This window comes from Novosphingobium sp. SG919 (genome assembly GCF_012932495.1).
Classification (GTDB): Bacteria; Pseudomonadota; Alphaproteobacteria; order Sphingomonadales; family Sphingomonadaceae; genus Novosphingobium; species Novosphingobium rhizosphaerae.
Window position 1 is genome coordinate 17,567 of sequence record NZ_JABCNG010000006.1, and the last position, 17,976, is coordinate 35,542.

General features: G+C 65.4%; 16 protein-coding genes. 4 read left to right on the top strand and 12 right to left on the bottom strand.

Going from position 1 to position 17,976, the window contains the following annotated elements; all coding sequences use genetic code 11:
• Positions 1-16 precede the first annotated feature (16 nt).
• Together FHT19_RS20205 and FHT19_RS20210 are read right to left on the bottom strand one after the other, a co-directional pair.
• On the bottom strand, positions 17-1,321 hold the full coding sequence (locus FHT19_RS20205; RefSeq protein ID WP_168556515.1) for an MFS transporter: 1,305 nt from the start codon (positions 1,319-1,321) through the stop codon (positions 17-19).
• Positions 1,322-1,388: 67 nt separating this feature from the next.
• A complete protein-coding gene (locus FHT19_RS20210) occupies positions 1,389-1,859 on the bottom strand; it encodes a MarR family transcriptional regulator (RefSeq protein ID WP_168556514.1) in 471 nt (156 codons plus the stop codon).
• Between the two features lie 77 nt (positions 1,860-1,936).
• Here FHT19_RS20210 and FHT19_RS20215 point away from each other — a divergent pair, with 77 nt between their 5' ends.
• Together FHT19_RS20215 and FHT19_RS20220 are read left to right on the top strand one after the other, a co-directional pair.
• Complete coding sequence (locus FHT19_RS20215) at positions 1,937-3,406, top strand: carotenoid oxygenase family protein (protein WP_168556513.1); 1,470 nt, start codon at positions 1,937-1,939, stop codon at positions 3,404-3,406.
• 48 nt (positions 3,407-3,454) lie between these two features.
• On the top strand, positions 3,455-3,916 hold the full coding sequence (locus FHT19_RS20220; RefSeq protein ID WP_168556512.1) for a DUF3237 domain-containing protein: 462 nt from the start codon (positions 3,455-3,457) through the stop codon (positions 3,914-3,916).
• A 125-nt stretch (positions 3,917-4,041) separates the two neighbouring features.
• Here the strand turns inward: FHT19_RS20220 and FHT19_RS20225 are convergent, their stop codons facing one another.
• The 7 genes from FHT19_RS20225 to FHT19_RS20255 all read right to left on the bottom strand — a co-directional run bounded on the left by FHT19_RS20225 (position 4,042) and on the right by FHT19_RS20255 (position 12,150).
• Positions 4,042-5,655 (bottom strand): MFS transporter, encoded by a 1,614-nt coding sequence (locus FHT19_RS20225; protein WP_169476557.1) that lies wholly within the window; start codon positions 5,653-5,655, stop codon positions 4,042-4,044.
• 2 nt (positions 5,656-5,657) lie between these two features.
• Positions 5,658-6,509: an NAD(P)H-binding protein gene (locus FHT19_RS20230; RefSeq protein ID WP_169476558.1), complete on the bottom strand. Its 852-nt coding sequence runs from the start codon at positions 6,507-6,509 to the stop codon at positions 5,658-5,660.
• Positions 6,510-6,541: 32 nt separating this feature from the next.
• Positions 6,542-7,612, bottom strand: a complete 1,071-nt coding sequence (locus tag FHT19_RS20235; RefSeq protein WP_168556509.1) for an amidohydrolase family protein — start codon at positions 7,610-7,612, stop codon at positions 6,542-6,544.
• 37 nt (positions 7,613-7,649) lie between these two features.
• Positions 7,650-8,336: a DUF2490 domain-containing protein gene (locus FHT19_RS20240; protein ID WP_169476559.1), complete on the bottom strand. Its 687-nt coding sequence runs from the start codon at positions 8,334-8,336 to the stop codon at positions 7,650-7,652.
• Between the two features lie 108 nt (positions 8,337-8,444).
• Entirely contained in the window at positions 8,445-9,881 is a 1,437-nt protein-coding gene (locus FHT19_RS20245; protein ID WP_169476560.1) for an NAD-dependent succinate-semialdehyde dehydrogenase, read from the bottom strand.
• 10 nt (positions 9,882-9,891) lie between these two features.
• Positions 9,892-10,647, bottom strand: a complete 756-nt coding sequence (locus tag FHT19_RS20250; protein ID WP_168556506.1) for a nuclear transport factor 2 family protein — start codon at positions 10,645-10,647, stop codon at positions 9,892-9,894.
• A 54-nt stretch (positions 10,648-10,701) separates the two neighbouring features.
• Positions 10,702-12,150: an MFS transporter gene (locus FHT19_RS20255; protein ID WP_246866137.1), complete on the bottom strand. Its 1,449-nt coding sequence runs from the start codon at positions 12,148-12,150 to the stop codon at positions 10,702-10,704.
• 189 nt (positions 12,151-12,339) lie between these two features.
• On the opposite strand from FHT19_RS20255, the gene FHT19_RS20260 reads away from it, so the two are divergent.
• Both FHT19_RS20260 and FHT19_RS20265 read left to right on the top strand, forming a co-directional pair.
• The gene (locus tag FHT19_RS20260; protein WP_168556505.1) at positions 12,340-13,287 is read left to right on the top strand and encodes an SDR family NAD(P)-dependent oxidoreductase; all 948 of its coding nucleotides are present in this window, start codon (positions 12,340-12,342) and stop codon (positions 13,285-13,287) included.
• Positions 13,288-13,307: 20 nt separating this feature from the next.
• Positions 13,308-14,228, top strand: coding sequence for an SDR family NAD(P)-dependent oxidoreductase (locus FHT19_RS20265; protein ID WP_169476561.1), 921 nt, complete (start codon positions 13,308-13,310; stop codon positions 14,226-14,228).
• 34 nt (positions 14,229-14,262) lie between these two features.
• Here FHT19_RS20265 and FHT19_RS20270 read toward each other — a convergent pair whose 3' ends face one another.
• From FHT19_RS20270 to FHT19_RS20280, 3 genes are read right to left on the bottom strand one after another with little or no spacing between them, the layout of a single operon-like run.
• Positions 14,263-15,570, bottom strand: a complete 1,308-nt coding sequence (locus FHT19_RS20270; RefSeq protein WP_169476562.1) for a dihydrolipoamide acetyltransferase family protein — start codon at positions 15,568-15,570, stop codon at positions 14,263-14,265.
• Between the two features lie 4 nt (positions 15,571-15,574).
• On the bottom strand, positions 15,575-16,606 hold the full coding sequence (locus tag FHT19_RS20275; protein ID WP_248290577.1) for an alpha-ketoacid dehydrogenase subunit beta: 1,032 nt from the start codon (positions 16,604-16,606) through the stop codon (positions 15,575-15,577).
• Positions 16,603-17,898, bottom strand: coding sequence for a thiamine pyrophosphate-dependent enzyme (locus tag FHT19_RS20280; RefSeq protein ID WP_169476563.1), 1,296 nt, complete (start codon positions 17,896-17,898; stop codon positions 16,603-16,605). Before FHT19_RS20280 ends, FHT19_RS20275 begins: the two co-directional genes overlap by 4 nt.
• Between the last annotated feature and the right edge of the window lie 78 nt (positions 17,899-17,976).

Sequence of the window (17,976 nt, forward strand, 5' to 3'; positions counted from 1 at the left end):
CCCAGTTGCGACCCGGTCAGTGCGCCTCGCGCAGGCGCAGCGCCAGCAGCGTGGCCGCCGCGCCAAGCGAGCCCAGCCCCATGATGATCGACACGGTCAGCAGCGGCAATTGCGCGGCATGGAACAGTTCGCCCGCCAGGATGGGTGAGCCGGCCGCGCCGATCCGCCCCGCGCCGATGGCAAAGCCGGTGCCCGTGGCGCGCACCTTGGCCGGAAAGCCCTGGGCAAACGCGGAATAGAACCCGACGATCGCGGCATTGGTGGTAAACCCGGTGCAGAACACCGCCACGCGCCAGCCGACCAGGCTGTCTGCCCCCAGGCCGAACAGCGAAACCGCCACGGTGCCGGCCAGCAGCATGGCGATCGTCGGCCACTTGATGCCGAACCGGTGCATCAGGAACCCGAACAGTCCACCGCCGATCGCCCCGCCGATATTGGCCCACACCAGCACGCTGGCTGCCTGCGGCTGGGTATAGCCGAAATCGGCCACGATCTTGGGGCTCCACTTCAGGATGTAATAGAACGTGATGCAGTGGAGCGAATAGCCCAGCGTGAGCAGCAGCGTGGTGCCGACCAGGCCCGGCCGGAAAATGTCGAACAGGCTGGACTTGGCCGCGCCGGTTTCCACCGGAGGTAGCGCATGCACGGCAGGCAGGCGCAGTGCACCCAGCGAGCGGTTGACCCGCGCCAGGGCATCGGCCGGGCGGCTGACCAGGAACCACGCCGGCGTTTCAGGCACCAGGAACCAGACCAGCGGGATGAACACCACCGTGGCGATCGCGCCAAATTCGAACACCACGCGCCAATCGCCGCTCTTGAGCAGGAGGGCGGCAATCGTGCCGCCCACCGTGGCACCGATGGGATAGCCGATCACCATCAGCGACATCGCCAGGCTGCGGCCCTTGGTGCTGCAGATCTCGGCCGTCACCGCGTTGATCGCCGCGAGCATGCCACCGATGCCAAGGCCGGTGAGCAGGCGCCACAAGCCCAGCGTGACCGGGCTGCTCGCCGTGGTCGCCAGGCCCATTCCCAGCGCCATCACCACCAGGCAACCGAGCACCGTGGGCCGCCGGCCAAACCGGTCTGCCGCGCCGCCCAGCACGATCGAGCCAAAGCCCATGCCGATCAGTTCCATCGACAGTACCACGCCCAGCGCGTCGCGGCCGATGCCCCATTCCTTGGAAATGCCGGGCGCGGCAAAGGCACTGGAAAGCACGTCGAACCCGTCGAGCGCATTGAGCGCGATCATCAAGGTCACGGCAATCCACTGCCGCAGCCCCATGGGCGATTGGCGAATCACTTCGCGCGGATCGTTCAACATCGGTTCTCTCCCACAGGCCCGGCTGGCGTATTATTGCTATGCTTTATAACATGCCGAAACGATCTGGCTACTCGTGAATGCGCGCCAGCAGTTCCAGCAGGAGCTTCACTTCCTTGTCGGAAAAATGGCGCTTCACCCAGGCTTCGTGCTCGGCAATCGCGTGCTTGGCGCGCGATAGCATGATCTGGCCCTGCGGTTCCAGGAACAGCGCCTGCTTGCGGCCATCCTCGGCCGATCGATCGCGCCGCAGGAAGTGCTTGGCCTGCAACCGGTTGATGATCGCCATGGTCGTGGCGCGGTCCATCCGCAGGCGCTGCGCCAGGTCGGTCTGCGCGATACCGGGGTGATCGTCCACCAGCCACAACACCGAAACCTGCTTCTGCGTCAGGTCCAGCTCGGTGAAGGTTTCGGTGAAATGGCGCAGGCACGCGCCATGCGCCAGGCGGATGTGAAAGCCCAGGATTCCGTTGATTTCGCCGATATCGGCTTCTTCGCCAGGGGGCGGCGTCACCGCATCGGCAAACTTGTCCTTGATCAATGCCTGCTCCCCATTGCCTTGCGCATCAGAAGAGCGCAATTGTTAGCCAACCATACAATACCAGCAGGAGGATGCCAGTGTCTCACTTTCCCGCTTCGCCCAGCTTCACCGGCTTCAACACCCCGTCGCGGATCGAAGCCGACATCGCCGACCTGGCCCACGAAGGCGAAATTCCCCGCGAACTGAACGGGGCGTTTTACCGCGTTCAGCCAGACCCGCAATTCCCCCCGCGTCTGGGCGATGACATTGCCTTCAATGGCGATGGCATGATCACCCGCTTCCACATTCACGATGGCCAGGTGGATTTTCGCCAGCGCTGGGCCCAGACCGACAAGTGGAAGCTGGAGAAGGCAGCCGGCAAGGGCCTGTTCGGCGCCTATCGCAATCCCTTGACCGATGACGAGAGCGTGAAAGGGCAGATCCGCTCCACGGCCAACACCAACGCCTTCATCTACGCCGGAAAGCTGTGGGCAATGAAGGAAGACAGCCCCGCCCTGCTGATGGACCCGGCCAGCATGGAAACCATCGGCTTTGAAAAGTTCGGCGGCAAGATGACCGGGCAGACCTTTACCTCGCACCCCAAGATCGATCCGGCCACCGGCAACATGGTGGCGATCGGCTATGCCGCCAGCGGCCTGTGCACCGATGACGTGACGTACATGGAAGTAAGCCCGAGCGGCGAACTGGTGCGCGAGGTGTGGTTCAAGGTCCCCTATTACTGCATGATGCACGATTTCGGCATCACCCAGGATTACCTGGTGCTGCACATCATCCCCTCGATCGGCAGTTGGGAACGGCTGGAAGCAGGGCTGCCGCACTTCGGCTTCGACACCACCAAGCCAGTGTACCTGGGCGTGATCCCGCGCCGCGATGGCGTGACCCAGGATGACATCCGCTGGTTCAAACGCGACAACTGCTTTGCCAGCCATGTGCTCAACGCCTGGCAGGAAGGCAGCAAGATCCACTTCCTGACGTGCGAGGCGAAGAACAACATGTTCCCGTTCTTCCCCGACGTGCACGGCGCCCCGTTCAACGGGCGCGAGGCAATGAGCTATCCCACCGATTGGGTGGTGGACCTGGCCAGCAACGGAGAGGACTTTGCCGCGATCGATCGCCTGTCGGACACGGCGTGCGAATTCCCGCGCATCGATGATCGCTTTGCCGGGCGCCAGACGCGCCATGGCTGGTTCCTGGAAATGGACATGAAGCGTCCCGTGGAACTGCGCGGTGGCAGCGCCGGGGGCCTCTTGATGAATTGCCTGTTCCACAAGGATTTCGCTAGCGGAGAAGAGCAACACTGGTGGTGCGGCCCGGTCTCTTCGTTGCAGGAACCGTGCTTCATCCCGCGCAGCAAGGATGCGGCAGAGGGCGATGGCTGGATCGTGCAAGTGTGCAACCGGCTGGAAGAACAGCGCAGCGACCTGTTGATCTTCGATGCCCAGGCCATCGCCAACGGCCCGCTGGCCACCGTGCACATTCCCATTCGCCTGCGCTTTGGCCTGCACGGCAACTGGGCCGATGCGGCCGAGATTGGCCTGGCGGCGTGATCGCCTTATGCTATGCCGCATAACGATCTGGTCGATGGGAGAGCACGCATGATCAAGCCCGAACTGGAATTCGTCTATGAGGCCAGCGGCGAACTCGAACCGCCGCGCCAGATCGGGCCGACTTATGACGGCACCCGCCGCATCATCCCGATCGTGGGCGGCGGGCGCGTGGAAGGGCCACTGATCCAGGGCCGCCTGGTGGGCAATTCGGCCGATTGGCAGCTCACCCGGCCCGACGGCGTCACCGTGGCCGATGCGCTCTATGCCATCGAGACCGACGATGGCGTGCTTATCCAGATCCGCAACAAGGGCCTGCGCCGCGGCCCGCCCGACGTGATGGCGCGCCTGGCTGCGGGGGAAGAGGTCGATCCGGCCGAATACTATTTCCGCACCGTGCCCGAATTCATCGCGCCGTTGGGCAAATACGAGTGGATGAACCAGTCGATCTTCATCTGCAGCGGCGCGCGCTATCCGCTGGGCATCAAGCTGTGGGTGTGGCGGGTTTTGTGACGTTGATTGCGGTTTCCACCACCCCCAACCCCCTCCTCTAAAGAGGATGGGGCTTTTGGTTTATACTCCCCCTCCTCTTCAGAGGAGGGGGGTCGGGGGGTGGTGGAAGCCTTGTGCTACTTCCGTTACCGCCCCACCAATCCCGCCTCATCCCGCGCCGAACGCCGCGCGATCAGCAGCATCAGCACCACGATCGGCACGGCCACCGCGTTCATCGTCAGCATCGCATGGGTGAGGTTGCCGGTGGCGTCGGAAATCAGCCCCACCGCATAGGGCCCGATGCCCATGCCCACGATGGTCATGGTCAAGAGATAGAGGCTGGCGGTGATCCCGCGCATGCGCGGCAGCACCTGATCGTACATGATCGCATAGAGTGGGGGCATCCAGCCCGTCAGCACCAGGCTGTAGATCGCAAAGTGCCAATAGAACGTGGCCGGATCAGGTGAAAGGTACGTCCAGAACGAAAGGATGGGCGAAACCCCCATGGCGAACAGCGCCACCATCGCCCGGCCCGAAGACGGCAGGCGGCGGTGCAGCAGGTCGGCCAGAGGGCCCCAGATCAACGGGCCGACAATGCCCATCCCGGCCGAAAGCAGCCCGAACTGCAGCGCCGTGTCCTTCATCGAAAGATGATAGGTCTTGATCAGGAAGCTGGGATTGAATGCCATCATGCCATAGTTGATCGCCGATTGCAGCGTGCCCACCGCAATCGCCATGATCAGCGTGGGTGATCCGGCGATCACGCGAAACGCCTGGGCATCGTCGGCGCGCATCCGCTGCATCAGGTTGACCAGCACGAACAGGCCAAAGCCGATCACTGTCCATTGCAGGGTGTGGGCATCCACGGTGACGGGGCCAAGCGGCACCGGCGGGCGCAGCGAAAGGCCGCGGCAAACCACGGACAGCCCGGCCATGACCGCCACGATTGCCGCCAGCGCTGCCAGGTTGAAACCCAGTGCGCGCAGATGCACGCGGCGCAGCGCCATGGCAATCCAGTGCAGCCCCGGCGTCACCCCACCCAACAGGGCAAAGCTGGCACGAAACGGATGCGGATCGAACGGCGCGGCCAGACCATCGATGGCGCCGCGTGCCGGTTCCTTCATCGTGCCGACGAAGGCCGCCAGGACAAAGCCGGGCGCGGCGGCCACCAGAAACGCGAACTGCCAGCCCTTGAGCCCCCAGGGCGCCGCGCCGCCGGCCCAATGTTCGGTCCAGGCCTGCGCCGCCACACCGCCCAGGATCAGCGAGCCGCCCAGCCCCAGCGCAATGGCCGAGGCCATCACCGCCATGACGAAACCGCGCCGATGCTTGGGCCAGAAATCATAGATCAGTGATGTGCCGGCCGGCTGGGTCGCCGCCTCGCCGATCCCCACGCCCAGGCGCGAGAGGGCAAGCAGGGCAAAACTGGTGGCAAGGCCACCCAGCCCGGTCGCCGCCGACCACAGCACCAGGCTGATCCCCAGCAGCCGGGTGCGCGTCCAGCCATCAGCCAGGCGGCCGACCGGTAGCGAAAACAGCGCGTAGAACAGCGCGAAGACCGTGCCGTAGAGCAGGCCCATCTCCGCATCGCCCACCCCCAGGTCCTGCTTGATCGCCGGGGCCAGGATCGCCAGGATCTGGCGATCGAGCAGGCTCATCGCATTGGTCAGCGCCACCAGCACCAGGGCATACCAGCCGCCCTTGGCAATGAGGCGAGAAGGAACGCCAGAAGGATTGGGCGCGTCGCCGGATTCCGCCATGATCAGGCCAGCGCCGCAGCGATGGTATCGCCAATCGGCGTGGTCGGCCGGCCGATCAATGCACTGAGCGTGCGGCTGGCATCGAACAGCTGGTCCTTGCTCGATTCAAAGCTGGAATCGGCCAGCATCTGCGCCAGGAACCCGGGCAGGCCCACGCCTTCTAGCGCAGCGGCATAATCGGCCTTGGTCATGTTGACATAGGCCACCGGCTTGCCCGCCAGGCGCGAAACCTCTGCCGCGAATTCCGCCATGGTAAAGGCGGTGTCGCCCGCCAGTTCATAGACCTCGCCCCCGCGCGCGCCGATCAGCGCGGTGGCCGCCGCCGCCGCATAGTCCGCCCGCGTGGCACTGGCGATGCGTCCCTCGCCCGCGGCGCCGATGATCGCACCATGGGCAATCGCGGGCGCCAGCGCGCCGGTATAGTTCTCGTTATACCAGCCGTTGCGCAGCAGCACGAACGGCACGCCGCTGGCGCGCAGCAAGGCTTCGGTCTGCCTGTGCTCTTCGGCCAGGCCGATGGTGGACGTATCGGCATGCAGGATCGAGGTATAGGCGATCAGCTTGACGCCAGCCGCCACGGCCGCATCGATCACGGCCTTGTGCTGCGAAACGCGCGCGCCCACGGCGTTGCCCGAAATCAGCAGCAGCCGTTCCACCCCGGCCAGCGCGGGCGCCAGCGTTTCGGGCTTGTCGTAATCGGCCACGCGGCCCAAGACTTGGGCGCCAACGCCCGCGCCTTCCAGCTTGGCCGGATCGCGCGCCAGCGCCACCACCTGGGCCGCGCCCGCGCGCGCCACCAGTTCGGCCAGCACCAGCCGCCCCAATTGCCCCGATGCCCCTGCCACTGCGTACATCGTCTCTCTCCCGTTGTTCTTGTCGTGCCGGCTTACAGCTTGAACCAGCGCTGCGCGTTGGTCTGGAAGAACTTTGCCTTGGTTTGCGGCGTCATGTCCATCGCATCCATCGCGCGCACTTCGTCGGCCACGTATTGATAGGGATAGTCCATGGCATACATCACCCGGTCCTCGCCCATCACCTCCTGGCAGAACTTGATCGCCGGCTCCCACGCCATGCCCGAATTGGTAACCAGCACGTTGGAGCGCAGGTATTCGGCGATGGTCTTCTTGAGCGGCTTCATCCGCGCATAGCGCTGCGAACGCACCCCGGCCTGGTGCATGTAGTCCAGGCGATAGAGCCAGTAGGGCAGCGCTTCGCCCATGTGGCCCACCATGATCTGCAAGCTGGGATACTTGTCAAAGATGCCGATGGTGATCAGCCGCAGCAGGTGCATCCCGGTTTCGACGCCGAAACCAAAGATCGCGCCGTCAAGGCCGGCCTCCAGCATCGGCCCGATCATGGCATCGGGCGGGGTTGCCGGGTGGATGTACAGCGGCTGGTCCACTTCGACCAGGGCGCGGAAGATCGGATCGAAGAAATCCTCGTCCAGATAGCGGCCTTGCGTATGGCTGTTGATCTGGATGCCCTTGAAGCCCAGTTCCTTGGCCCCGCGATGGATTTCGCGGGCGGACCATTCCGGATCCTGCGGCGCCACCGTGCCCAGCCCGATGAAGCGGTCGGGATAGGTCTCGCACGCCTGGGCCAGCCGGTCGTTGGCGCGCGCGGCAATCGCCTTGGCCTCGTCCAGGTTGGTCAAGGGCTGCACGCCGGGCGATGTCAGCGCCAGGATCGCCTTGTCGATGCCGGTGGCATCCATGTCGGCAATGCGCCTCGGCCCCAAGTCGAGCAGCCGCTCCATGATCTGCACCGCCCGCTCCGACGGCGATTGCGCATAAAAGCCCCAGAGCGAGACCATGCCCTTGTCTGCCTCGCCATCGCGGATCATGCGCAAATAGGCATCGACCTGTTCCTGCGTGGCAAAGGCTTCTTCGGTGGCGATGCGCAAGTATCCTTGCGCGCCACCTGTTTTCAGATCGCCGGTCTTGAGTTCCTGGGTCATGCGGGCCTCTCCTGGTTATGGGCCAGCCCGCGCGCGATCACCTGCGGATCATCAGCGACAGGCTGGCAATGTGATTCATCCGGTCTTCGCGCGCCGGGCGGGACACGTATTGGCCCGAGTAGCCGGCCTCCACGCTGATCCCCTTCGCCAGCGGCACGGCCAGGCCGGCAAAGCCGCGCAACTGGTCGAAGCCCGATTTCTGGCCCCACCCGGTGCGGTTGAGGCCCACGAACGGCTCGGCCCAGACCACCGCCTGCGGCGTGCCCGGTTTGCCCAGCGGCACGTCCAGGCGCACCAGTTGGCGCAGGCGCCAGCCGGTGCCGCCCTGCCCTTCCAGCATGCGTTGTTCCAGACGCGTGCGCCCTGTCAGCGTCGGGCGTGTCGTGCCATTGCCTGCCCCGTCGCCAAAGGCGCGCCAGGTCACCTGCTCGAACACGCGATGCTCGTGGGTCACCCGGCCGCCCAGCGGATCCGTGCGGATATAGCCATAGCCGCCCCACACCGTGGTCGATCGATCCAGCTTCACCCCCAGCGCGCCGCGCGCAATCGCCTGGCCGGCGCGCTCGGCATCGTCGGTCAGGCGCAGTTGCAGGTCGGTGAACAGCACCAGGTCCTGGTTCAGGTTGAGAAACGATTGCTGCGCCAGCCAAACTTGCGCGTCGTCCTCCGCGGCCAGCGCGGGGGTGGCGGCCAGCATCAGGGCAAAGGCAGAAAGACGGCGCATGGGGCACTCCGGCAGGAAGGGGGTAAACCCGCCCCGCTATGCCTCTTGCTTTGCCACAGTGTTGCCCAGCCATGACGTTGCGTATGACTGGGCACATGACGGGGCGCATCAGGCTTCGTGCACGGTCTTGGTCACCAGGCACGCCATCAGGCCCTCGGGCCCATCCTCGTGCCCGTGGCCCGACCATTTCACCCCGCCAAAGGGCGCATCCGCCCCGCCGATCATCGTGGTGTTGATGCCCAGCATCCCGGTTTCCACTTCGGCCGCGACGCGGGCACGCGTGGCGTGGCCCTGGCACCAGGCATAGGCCGCCAGGCCATAGGGCAGGCGGTTGGCTTCCGCGATCATCGCATCGGCATCGGCAAAGCGGTTGATCAGCGCCACCGGGCCGAACGGCTCCTCGTTCATGATCGCGGCATCGAGCGGAATGTCGGACAGCACGGTAGGCGCAAAGAAGAACCCGGCATTGCCGATCCGCTCTCCCCCGGTGTGCAGCCGTGCGCCGCGCGCACGCGCATCGCCGATCAGCCGCTCCATCGCTTCGGGCCGGCGCGGGTTGGCCATCGGCCCCATCTGCACGCCTTCGTCCAGCCCGTTGCCCACGCGCACCTGGGCGGCGCGCGCGGCAAAGCCATCGCGAAACGCCTCGAACACCGGCTCTTCCACGATGAAGCGCGTGGGGCTGACGCAGACCTGCCCGGCGTTGCGATACTTGTGCGCCACGGCGGTTTCGATCGCGCGGTCGAGATCGGCATCGGCAAAGACCAGCACCGGGCCATGGCCGCCCAGTTCCATCGTGGTGCGCTTCATGTCATCGGCCGCCAGCTTGGCCAGATGCTGGCCCACCTGGGTCGATCCGGTGAAGGACAGCTTGCGGATCACCGGGCTGCCCAACAAGTGCCGGCTCACTTGATCGGGCACGCCGAACACCGCCTGGGCCACTTGCGGCGGCAACCCGGCGTCGAGCAGGCATTGCAGCACGCCCAGCGCGCTGGCCGGGGTTTCCTCCGCCGCTTTCAGGATCACCGAACAGCCCGCCGCCACTGGCGCGCCCAGCTTGCGCCCGGGGTTGCCCAGCGGGAAGTTCCACGGCGCAAAGGCCGCCACCGGCCCCACCGACTCGTGCGTCACGGTCGATCGCATGCCGGTGGGTCGCACCAGCGCGCGGCCATAGATGCGCTGCACTTCCCCGGCATAGAACTGGAACAGGCCCACGTTCATCAAGACTTCGATCCGCGCCTCGGCCAGGGTCTTGCCCTGTTCCAGCGTGGCCACGCGGGCGAGGTCTTCCTGCCGCTCCAGCATCAGCCGCGCCGCGCCATTGAGAACGGCGGCGCGCTGCTGCGGGGTGGACTTGCGCCACAGGGCAAAACCCTGGGCGGCCGCCTCCAGCGCGGCATCGAGGTCTGCGGCGTCGGCCAGCGGCAATTCGCCCAGCACGGCGCCGGTGGCCGGGTTGACCACGGCATGGGTGCGCCGCCCACCCCCGCTCACGCGCTGGCCGTTGATGATCATGCAAAGCGAGGGATAGGCGGTTGTCGTCATGGTCGGTGGCTTACTTCGCAGCGATGGCGGCATCGTGATCGAGGTCGCGCTGCAGGCGCTGCGCTTCGATCGGCTTGCCGGTGATCGGATGGTTCATGTGGAACGGGGTGATCTTGTGGGTGGGCCACAACCAGTGGCCTTCCAGCAGTTCATCCGGCCCCGTGGGATCGGTGGGATAAGTCACCTTGGGGAACGGCACGTATTCGGGCGGGGTATTGGCCCAGCCGCTTTCAAAGTCGCCGTGCCAGATCGGCATGTAGTTCAGGATATGGATGTGCCACTTGCCGTCCACCTTCTTGTAGGTGTTCTCGTAAATGCCACCTTCCCACCACTGCCGGGCCTTGAGGTGCGGCGCATCGCCCTCGAAATCCTTGTGGCGCCCGGCCTGCATCATCGAGCGCGCACGCGCCAGCGCGGTCACGCCGTCAGGCTGGATGTCGATGATGTCCTGCAACTGCGGATGGTCGAGCAGGAAGCCATCGATCGGGCCGTTGTTGCCATAGGTGAAGCGCTTCTGGAACCGCTCCACATAGAGCCGGCGAATGCCTTCCTTGCCTTTCCAGGTGCCGCCGAAGAAGCGCACTTCGCCATCCGGGGTGAACAGGTCCACCGTCTCGTTATAAAGGCACTTGTCGATCAGGTAGCCATAGAGGTGCTGCAGCTTGCGCACGTCCAGTTCATCTTCGCGCACGGTCAGCCGCGCTTCCACTTGCGCCAGTTTTTCCTCCAGCGCGGCAATACGATCGCTTCCGGTTTCGCCCGTCATCACTCTCTCCACTTTGTTTGTCTAACTAACAAATTGCGGATCGGGACCGGGCTGTCAACGCCCTTGCGCCTCGAGGCGGGCCACTTCCTCGCGATAGGGGCGGATGGCCAGGATCATGCTGATCGTCGCGATCGGCAGCAGGGCGGCGGCGGTGATCACCAGCGCCTTCCACAGCTGCGCTTCCACGCCCACGATGCGCTGCGCCACAACGCCCACCACAAAGCTGCCCATCGCACCGAAAAAGGTGAACATGAACAGATAGATCGCTGTTACCTGCCCGCGCATTTCATTGGGCGCGATGCGCTGGATCGCGGCGTTCTGCGGCACGGCCCCAGCCAGGCCGAACATGCCGCTCAGCGCCATGACCGCCAGGCTCGTCTCGCCCGTGGGCATCAGCGGTGACACGATCGCGCAGACCGTGACCAGGCCGAACAGAATCGCCGCGCAACGCACGTTGGCATCCTTGTGGCGCTTGGCCATCCATTCCACGAACACGCCGCCCAGGAACACGCCCAGCAACGAGCTGACCAGCAGCATCGGGGCCATGACCATGCCGATCCGCCCTTCGTCCCAGCCATACGTGCGGATCATGAACGGCACCCGCCAGAACGCCAGGCCGAACGTCTCGACCGCCGCCAGCGCCAGCCCCAGGAACAGCGGATAATAGACCCGCCCGCGCGCATGGATCGCACGCATGGCATCAAGCCCGGTGAACGCCAGGATGCGCCGCCCCAGACCGGGGCGTTCCAGGTCTGCCCCGCGGCTGGCGGCCGGCGCCAGGCCCCGCCGCGCCGGCTCGCGAATCGCCAGCAGCAGCAGCGCCGCCACCAGCCCGAGCGCGGCCTGCCCCAGCAGGATCAGCTGCCAGGAATGCACGTGCAGGCCCAGCACCACCGGATCGGACACGCCCGCCAGCCACACGATCAGCTTGCCGCCCAGCGCCACGCCCACCGTGGTCCCGCCGATGAAGCCCAGTTGCAGCACGGCAAAGGCGCGCGTGATCTTTCGTGGTGGGAAGAAATCGGCCAGCAGCGAATAGGATGCCGGCGCATGCGCCGATCCGCCCGCGCCCAGGAACATGCGCGTGCCCACGAACTGGCCAAAGCCCTGGGCCAGCCCGCCCAGCGCCATGATCGTGCCGGTGGCCAGCATGCCCCCCGCCAGCACCAGCCGCCGGGGATAGACATCGGCCAGTCGCGCCAGCGGAATGCCCACCACCACGAAAAAGATCACGCTGGCCGGCCCACCCAGAAAGCCGAGCTGTTCGTCGCTCAGCCCGAAGTCCAGCTTGATGCGCTGGGCCAGCATGCCGAACACCGTCTGGTCGAAGAAATTGAGGAACGTGGCCAGCACGATGGCAAAGAGCGCGAACCACGCCGCCCCTGCCGAAGGCCAGCTTCGTGCGTCGGTTCCGCCGCCCGGCGCGCCTTGCGCCGCATCGGCTTCTGCCTGAATCGCCGCCACCCCGTCATCAGGTAGCGTCGGCGCCATTGCACCTGCCATCGCTTGTCTCCTCTCCCGGCCGGCCCCTGTTTGACACAGAGCTTGAATCGGGGCCTTTTGATCCGGTGCATTGTTAGTCTTGCATACAATTCCCAGGTAGTGAATAGGTAAGGCGAAAAACAGATTCCGCGCCGCAGCCGGCGCCGGTCATCATAACAAACGTTACATCGAAACAATCGGAGAGGAAGCATGCAGAATCTTGCGGGCAAGACGGCACTCGTCACCGGGGGGGCCAGCGGCATCGGCCTGGGCATTGCCAAGGCGCTGCTTGGCGCGGGCATGAACGTGGCCATCGCCGACATTCGCGACGATCACCTGGCCGAGGGCGGCGCCGAACTGGCGCAAGGGACCGATGGCGCCACCGATCGCATCCTGGCGCTCAAGCTCGATGTCACCAACCGCGCGAATTATGCCGAGGTGGCCGACGCGATCGAGGCGCGCTTTGGCAAGATCCACCTGCTGGTCAACAATGCCGGCGTGGCCGTGGTCGGCCCCACCGACCTTGCCACCTTTGCCGATTGGGACTGGGTCATGGGGGTGAACCTGGGCGGCACGATCAACGGCATCGTCACCGTGCTGCCGCGCATCCTCGCCCATGGCGAAGGCGGCCATATCGTCAACACCGCGTCGATGTCCGCGCTGGTGCCCGCAGCCGCCACCACGATCTATTCCTCGGGCAAGGCCGCCGTCACCTCGATGATGGAATGCATGCGCCCCGAACTCGAACCGCGTGGCGTGATCTGCTCGGCCTTTTGCCCCGGCGCCGTGCAGTCCAACATTGCCGAAGCGGGCAAGACGCGCCCCGCAGACCTGGCCGAAACCGGCTATGCCGAAGCCGACAAGCGGCGCCAGGCCGGGGGCAATTTCTCGCACCTCTACCAGACCAAGGAAGAAGTCGGCCAGCGCGTGCTCGAAGGCATCCTGAACGACGAACTCTACATCCTCACCCATTCCGAATTCCTGGTGGGCGTGCGCGAGCGCGGTGAAGCGACCACGGCCGCGGTGCAAACCCACCTGCCGGAAAACCCGGAATACAAGCAGACCTTTGCCATGCTGTTCCGCAACCCGGCGATCACCGCCGAAATCGAACGGCAAAACGCGCTCAAGGCCGCGCGCACCGAAAAGACGCCGGCCTGACCGGAAGGAGAGGAAAGACCATGAAGGATTTTGCCGGCCGCACGGCCTTTGTCACCGGCGGCGCCAATGGCGTCGGCATCGGCCTCGTCCGCCAGTTGCTCAACGAAGGCTGCAAGGTGGCGATTGCCGACATTCGCCAGGATTCGATCGACAAGGCCCTGGCCAGCCTCGACAATCGCGAAGTCATGGGCGTGCAGCTCGACGTATCGAGCCGCGAGGCGTTCCGCGATGCGGCCGACCGGGTGGAGGCCGAATTCGGCCCGGTCTCGCTCTTGTTCAACAACGCCGGGGTGAACCTTTTCCAGCCGATCGAGGAATCGAGCTATGACGACTGGGACTGGCTGCTCGGCGTCAATCTCCACGGCGTGATCAACGGCGTGATGACGTTCGTTCCGCGCATGGTGGAACGGGTGAAGGCCGGCACGCAAAAAGGCGGGCACATCACCAACACCGCCTCGATGGCCGCATTCCTCGCCGCCGGAACGCCGGGCATCTACAACACCACCAAGTTCGCCGTGCGCGGTCTTTCGGAATCGCTGCACTATTCCCTGCTGCAATATGGCATCGGAGTGTCGGTGCTGTGCCCCGGCCTCGTCAAAAGCTATATCTATGCCAGCGACGCGATCCGCCCCGATGGGTTGAAAGCGGGGGCCAAGCCGGTGAACCAGGAAGCGGTGGAGCGCCTGGCCGGCGTGCACGAATTCGGCATGGAGCCGGACGTGATCGCGCAGCGCACGCTTGACGCCATGCGCGAAAATCGCCTGCACATCTTCTCGCACCCCGATCACAAGGAAGAGATGCGCGAGATCTTCGACGAGATCATCGACGAATACCGCGACTATCCCAAGGACAACGGCCACGACCAGCGCGTCGCCTTCGAGGGCTTTCGTCGCGACATGTTTGCCAAGGCGCGCGCCGCCTCCCGCGCGTCGGATTTCTGAATGGGTGCGGGGAGCGCAACCGCGCTCCCCGCCATCACGCCAAGATCAACGCCGGCGTCTCGATCAGCTTCTTCACCGCCTGAACAAAGCTCGCCGCATCCCAGCCATCGACCACGCGGTGGTCGCAGCTGATCGAAATGTTCATCAGCTTGCGCTTGGCTAGGCGCTCGCCGCCCAGGCCATCGGGCACGAACATCGGCCGCTCGACGATGCGGTTGGGGCCGATGATCGCCACTTCGGGCCGGTTGATGACCGGCGTCGTCGCGACGCCGCCCAGCGGCCCGAGCGACGTGATCGTGAACGTCGAGCCGGAAAGCTCGTCCGCCTTGGCCGTGCCATTGCGCGCGGCTTCGGCCAGCCGGGCGATTTCCTGCGCCAGCGCCCAGGGGTTCTTGTCTTGCGCGTTGCGGATCACCGGGACCATCAGGCCAGCCGGGGTCTGCGTCGCCATGCCCAGATGCACCGCGCCGTGGCGCGTCACCACGCCCGCTTCATCGTCATAGCGGGCATTGAGCATGGGAAACTGCGGCAGTGTGCGGCAGATCGCCACGATCAGCAGCGGCAGCATGGTCAGGCGCGGGCGATCCAGCCCCCCGGCATTGAGCTGCGCGCGCAGTTCCTCCAGCGCCGTCACATCGCATTCTTCCACATAGGAAAAGTGCGGGATCGCGCGCTTCGACGCGGCCATGTTCTCGGCAATGCGGCGGCGCAAGCCGATCACTTTCACCTGCTCGTCCGCGCGCGCCACGCCCGCCGGGGCATAGCTGCGGTTATAGGCCAGGAACTGGTCGAGATCGCCATGCCGCACGCGCCCATCCTGCGAGGGGCGCACTTGCGCCAGATCGATCCCCAGTTCCTGCGCGCGCTGGCGCACGGCCGGGCTGGCCAGGACGCGCATGCTTTCCCGCCCTTCGACAAGCTCAGGGCGAACGGGCTTTGAGGTTTCTTGCCTGGTGTCCGTTCGGGCTGCGCTTGTCGAAGCCCCCTGCGCAACCTCAACCTCCGGCCCAGGCCCTTCGACAGGCTCAGGGCGAACGGGACTTGGGGCAATTTCCGCAGGTTCCGTTCGGGCTGGGCCTGTCGAAGCCTCCGCCCCAACATCGGCAACCTCGATTTCCACCAGCATGGAGCCGATCGGAATCCGCTCGCCCACTTCGCCCGCGATCGCCACCACGCGGCCGGCCACCGGGCTTTCCATCTCCACGGTGGCCTTGTCGGTCATCATGTCGGCCAGCGGGCTGTCCTCGCCCACCATGTCGCCTGGCTGCACATGCCAGGCCACGATCTCGGCCTCGGCAATGCCTTCGCCAATGTCGGGCAGGCGGAAGGTGTAAAGCGCCATGGGATCAATCCTTGCAAATGCGGTCAAGGGCTTCGCCGATGCGCACCGCACCGGGGAAATAGGCCCATTCCAGGCTGTGCGGATAGGGCGTGTCGAACCCGGTCACGCGCTCGATCGGCACTTCTAGTTCATAGAAGCAATGCTCCTGCACCAGGGCGGAAAGCTCTGCGCCAAAGCCCCCCGTGCGCGTCGCTTCGTGCACGATCATGCAGCGCCCGGTCTTGCGCACCGATTGCTTGATCGTCTCGATATCCAGCGGCACCAAGGTGCGCAGGTCGATGACTTCGGCGTCCACGCCCTTGTCCACGCACACCGCGTGGGCCACGTGCACCATCGTGCCATAGGCCAGCACCGTCACGCCCTCGCCCTCGCGCACCACGCGGGCCTTGCCCAGCGGCACGGTGTAGTGGCCCTCGGGCACTTCGCTGTCGGGGTGCTTGCTCCACGGCTCCACCGGCCGGTCATAGGCGCCCGTGAACGGCCCGTTGTAGATGCGCTTGGGCTCGAAAAAGATCACCGGATCGTTGTCTTCGATCGCCGCGATCAACAGCCCCTTGGCATCATGGGGGTTCGACGGAATCACCGTTTTCAGGCCCGCCACATGGGTGAACAGCGCTTCCGGGCTCTGGCTGTGGGTCTGCCCGCCAAAGATGCCGCCGCCAAAGGGCGAACGCACGGTCAACGGTGCAATGAACTCCCCCGCCGAGCGATAGCGCAGCCGCGCCGCTTCCGACACGAGCTGATCAAGGCCGGGATAGATATAGTCGGCAAACTGGATTTCGGGCACCGGGCGCAGGCCATAGGCGCCCATGCCCACCGCCACGCCGATGATCCCGCATTCGCTGATCGGGGTATCGAACACGCGGGTCTTGCCATACTTCTTCTGCAGGCCGGCCGTGGCGCGGAACACCCCGCCGAAATAACCCACGTCCTCGCCCATGATCACCACGGATGGATCACGCGCCATCATCACATCGAGCGCGTCATTGATCGCCTCGATCATCGTCATGCGGCGGCACGTCACAGGCTCGCTCATGGCATATCGTCTCCGTCCTCGGGCCGCCAATCGGGCCACTTGATCCGCCGCTCGCGCATCGCCTGCTCGCTCTGCTCCTGAAGGTGCCAGGGCAGCGTCTCGAACACGTCCTCGAACATGGTGTGGAACGGATGGTGCAGGCCGTGGCCCAGCACGCCATTGGCCTCCGCCGCGCGGGTGGCGGTCTTCACCTGCTCGGCCAGGTCCAGGTCCATCGCCGCCTGGCGCTCCTCGTCCCATTCGCCCAAGGCAATCAGGTGGTCCTTGAGCCGCGCGATCGGGTCGCCCAGCGGCCACGAACTGCGCTCCTGCGCGCTGCGATATTGCGAGGGATCGTCGGAGGTCGAATGCCCCTCGGCGCGATAGGTAAAATGCTCGATCAGCGTGGGGCCGGCATTGCTGCGCGCGCGGTTGGCGGCCCAGCGCGTGGCGGCATAGACCGCCAGCGGATCGTTGCCGTCCACGCGCAACCCGGCAATGCCATGGCCGATGGCGCGCGCGGCAAAGGTCTGCCGCTCGCCCCCGGCAAAGCCCGAAAAGCTGGAAATGGCCCACTGGTTGTTGACCACATTCAGCACGACCGGCGCGTTATAGACCGTGGCAAAGGTCATCGCCGAATGGAAATCGCCCTCGGCGGTCGATCCCTCGCCCACCCAGGCCGCGGCGATGCGCGTGTCGGCAGAAATCGCGCTGGCCATGGCCCAGCCCACCGCCTGCGGCAATTGCGTGGCCAGGTTGCCCGAAATGGTGAAGAAGCCATAGTCGCGCGCCGAATACATGATCGGCAACTGCCGGCCTTTCAGCTTGTCCGCCTTGTTGGAATAAATCTGGTTGATCATCTCTGTCAGCGGATAGCCGCGCGTGATCAGGATGCCCTGCTGGCGATAGCTGGGAAAGACCATGTCATCGGCGGCCAGTGCCATGGCCGGCGCCACCGAGGTGGCCTCTTCGCCGGTACACTTCATGTAGAAGCTGGTCTTGCCCTGGCGCTGGCCGCGAAACATGCGCTCGTCGAACGCGCGGGTCAGCGCCATGTTGCGCAGCATGGCGCGCAGCGTTTCCGCGTCCAGCCGGGGATTCCACGGTCCTTGTGCATGGCCTGCTTCGTCCAGCACGCGGATCAGGTCGGTGCACAACGGCCAGGTTTCCGACGCGGCGCAGACCTCGTCGGGACGCGGCTGGGCGCCGGCCTTGGGCAGGATCACCCCGCTCCAGTCGGGCGCCGCGCCGGGGCGGGCCTTGGGCTCGGGCACATGCAGCGCCAGGGGCTGCTGGTTGGCGATTTCTGCCACGGGCTTTCTCTCCCAAGCCTTGAACGGTCATGACAGGATAACGCAAAAGGGTTGGAAAGGGTTGCCAAATGCCGCACC

Bases quoted from the DNA above. Each gene is read 5' to 3' on its own strand.
- FHT19_RS20235 (WP_168556509.1), bottom strand. From the start codon at position 7,612: ATGACCCAGGAACTCAAGACCGGCGATCTGAAAACAGGTGGCGCGCAA.
- FHT19_RS20230 (WP_169476558.1), bottom strand. From the start codon at position 6,509: ATGTACGCAGTGGCAGGGGCATCGGGGCAATTGGGGCGGCTGGTGCTG.
- FHT19_RS20220 (WP_168556512.1), top strand. From the start codon at position 3,455: ATGATCAAGCCCGAACTGGAATTCGTCTATGAGGCCAGCGGCGAACTC.
- FHT19_RS20255 (WP_246866137.1), bottom strand. From the start codon at position 12,150: ATGGCAGGTGCAATGGCGCCGACGCTACCTGATGACGGGGTGGCGGCG.
- FHT19_RS20225 (WP_169476557.1), bottom strand. From the start codon at position 5,655: ATGGCGGAATCCGGCGACGCGCCCAATCCTTCTGGCGTTCCTTCTCGC.
- FHT19_RS20260 (WP_168556505.1), top strand. From the start codon at position 12,340: ATGCAGAATCTTGCGGGCAAGACGGCACTCGTCACCGGGGGGGCCAGC.
- FHT19_RS20250 (WP_168556506.1), bottom strand. From the start codon at position 10,647: ATGACGGGCGAAACCGGAAGCGATCGTATTGCCGCGCTGGAGGAAAAA.
- FHT19_RS20245 (WP_169476560.1), bottom strand. From the start codon at position 9,881: ATGACGACAACCGCCTATCCCTCGCTTTGCATGATCATCAACGGCCAG.
- FHT19_RS20240 (WP_169476559.1), bottom strand. From the start codon at position 8,336: ATGCGCCGTCTTTCTGCCTTTGCCCTGATGCTGGCCGCCACCCCCGCG.
- FHT19_RS20265 (WP_169476561.1), top strand. From the start codon at position 13,308: ATGAAGGATTTTGCCGGCCGCACGGCCTTTGTCACCGGCGGCGCCAAT.
- FHT19_RS20270 (WP_169476562.1), bottom strand. From the start codon at position 15,570: ATGGCGCTTTACACCTTCCGCCTGCCCGACATTGGCGAAGGCATTGCC.
- FHT19_RS20275 (WP_248290577.1), bottom strand. From the start codon at position 16,606: ATGAGCGAGCCTGTGACGTGCCGCCGCATGACGATGATCGAGGCGATC.
- FHT19_RS20205 (WP_168556515.1), bottom strand. From the start codon at position 1,321: ATGTTGAACGATCCGCGCGAAGTGATTCGCCAATCGCCCATGGGGCTG.